The organism is Hydrogenophaga sp. (genome assembly GCF_030158645.1).
In the GTDB taxonomy this organism is placed as follows: Bacteria; Pseudomonadota; Gammaproteobacteria; order Burkholderiales; family Burkholderiaceae_C; genus Hydrogenophaga.
Genome location: NZ_JAOASO010000069.1, coordinates 1 through 2,335, shown reverse-complemented (window position 1 = coordinate 2,335; position 2,335 = coordinate 1). Strand labels below are relative to the sequence as shown.

Here is a 2,335-nt window from a genome sequence, read left to right as displayed (position 1 = left end):
AACAGGAGACATGCGTGCAACTGCTGCAACTGCTCATCAGCGGTGCGGCCCAGGGCTGTATCTACGGACTCATCGCCCTGGGTTTCGTGCTGATCTACAAGGCGACCGAAACCGTGAGCTTTGCGCAGGGCGACCTGATGATGGTGGGCGCTTTCGCTGCGCTGGCCGCCATGACGGTGCTGGGCCTGCCCTTCTGGCTCGCGGTGCCCGCGGCCATCATCGCCATGGGCCTCTTTGGTGTGGTGCTCGAACGCGCGGTGGTGCGCCCCATCCTGGGGCAGCCTGCCTTCTCCATCGTCATGTTGACCATCGGTGTGGGCTACGTGCTGCGCGGGCTCATCACCATGATCCCCAACATCGGCACCGACACCCACACCCTGCCCGTGCCCTACGCCGGCCAGGTGTTGCGCATGGGCGGTCTGGTGGTCTCGGCCGAACAGATCGTGGTGATCGGCGTGACCGGTCTGCTGTGCCTGGGGCTGTTTGCCATGTTCCGCTACAGCAAGCTCGGCATCGCCATGCAGGCCTCGTCGCAAAACCAGCTCGCGGCCTACTACATGGGCATTCCGGTGAAACGGCTCAACGGTCTGGTGTGGGGCCTGGCCGCTGCGGTGGCCGCCATTGCAGGCCTGCTGCTCGCGCCCATCACCTTCGTGCACGCCAACATGGGCTTCATCGGCCTCAAGGCCTTTCCTGCGGCGGTGGTGGGTGGCTTCACCAGCCTGCCCGGCGCCATCGTGGGCGGGTTGATCATCGGCATCGTCGAAGCGTTCTCGGGCTTCTATCTGCCCGAAGGCTTCAAGGACGTGGCGCCCTACATCGTGGTGCTGATCATGCTGGTGCTCAAACCCAACGGCCTCTTTGGCGAAAAACTGCGCAAGAAAGTGTGATGACTTGTGGGTCAGACCACTCGCGCAGCGACGTGCTCTGACCCCAACTGATCGAGAACCATGAGATTTCTTTTCAAGACCGACTACAACCAGGACATCAGGTTGGCCAAACACGGCGGGCAGACCTTCTGGTACAGCCTGCTCGGGCTCTTTCTGGTGGCCGCGCCCTGGGTGATCCAGGAGTACTGGCTGGCCCAGCTCACCTTCGTGCTGATCTATTCCATCGTCGGCCTCGGGCTGATGCTGCTGGCGGGTTTCACCGGCCTCTTCTCGCTCGGCCACGCGGCCTTTCTGGGCGTGGGCGCGTACACGCAGGCCATCATGGTCAACGCGGGCATTCCGTTTCCGCTGGCGCTGGCCTGCGCGGGTTTGCTCTCGGCCGCGGTGGGCATGGTGGTGGGCTTGCCGGCGCTGCGGGTGAAGGGCATCTACCTCGGCATGGCCACGCTGGCGTTTGGTTTCATCGTGGAAGAAATCATGGCGCGCTGGGAACACGTGACCGGCGGCAACTCGGGTCTGGTGGTCAATGCACCGGCGCTCTTCGGCTGGGAGCTGGAGTCCACCAACGAGTTCTACTTTTTGTGCCTGGTGGTCACGGTGCTGGCCACGCTGGCCATTGCCAACCTCATGCGATCCAGCACCGGGCGCGCGTTCGTCGCCATCCGCGATTCGGAGATTTCCGCGCAGAGCATGGGCATTCAACTGGCGCGCTACAAGACCATGAGCTTCGCGCTCTCGGCCGCCCTCGCCGGCATCGGTGGCGCGCTGTACGCGCACAAGATCCAGTTCCTCTCGCCCGAGCAGTTCAGCATCATCCAGTCGATCGACCTGCTGCTCATGGTGGTGATCGGCGGGCTGGGCTCGATCCACGGCGCATTTCTCGGCGCGATCTTCCTCATCGTGATGCCGCAACTCATTGCGCTGGGCAAAGACTTCCTGCCCGCGGCCATTGGCCAGGCGGCCGGCCTGCAGGGGACGGTGTACGGCCTGGTGCTGATCGCGTTTGTGCTGTTCGAGCCCATGGGCCTGTATGGCCGCTGGCTCAAGATCCGCGCGTATTTCCAGCTGTTCCCGTTCTATCGCAAGGGCATGTTCAAGCGGCAGAAGAGCTTCCAAAAGTCCGACCGTCTGAAGTGAACACCATGAACGACATCCTTCTCTCGGCGAAAAGTCTGAGCGTGCGCTTCGGCGGCGTGCTCGCGGTGAACAACGTGAGCTTCGACGTGAAGCGCGGCGAGGTGTTCACCCTCATCGGCCCCAACGGCGCGGGCAAGACGACGGTGTTCAACCTGATCAGCCGCATCTACACACCCACCACCGGCACCATCGACTACGCCGGGCCCGACGGCATGCTGCGCCTGACCGACCAGGCGCCGCACCAGATTGCCAGCCTCGGCATCGCGCGCACGTTCCAGAACATCGAACTCTTCGAACACGCCACCGTG

The 2,335-nt window shown here is 63.5% G+C and carries 3 protein-coding genes; all 3 read left to right on the top strand.

Annotated features, from left to right (window positions below; all coding sequences use genetic code 11):
- Positions 1 to 14 precede the first annotated feature (14 nt).
- Positions 15 to 890 carry a branched-chain amino acid ABC transporter permease gene (locus tag Q1W68_RS07160; protein ID WP_069045327.1) on the top strand — a complete coding sequence of 292 codons (876 nt, stop codon included), beginning with the start codon at positions 15 to 17 and terminating at the stop codon, positions 888 to 890.
- A gap of 60 nt (positions 891 to 950) precedes the next feature.
- The gene (locus Q1W68_RS07155; protein WP_300715974.1) at positions 951 to 2,027 is read left to right on the top strand and encodes a branched-chain amino acid ABC transporter permease; all 1,077 of its coding nucleotides are present in this window, start codon (positions 951 to 953) and stop codon (positions 2,025 to 2,027) included.
- A gap of 5 nt (positions 2,028 to 2,032) precedes the next feature.
- A partial coding sequence (locus tag Q1W68_RS07150; RefSeq protein ID WP_300715973.1) for an ATP-binding cassette domain-containing protein occupies positions 2,033 to 2,335 on the top strand: 303 nt, incomplete at its 3' end.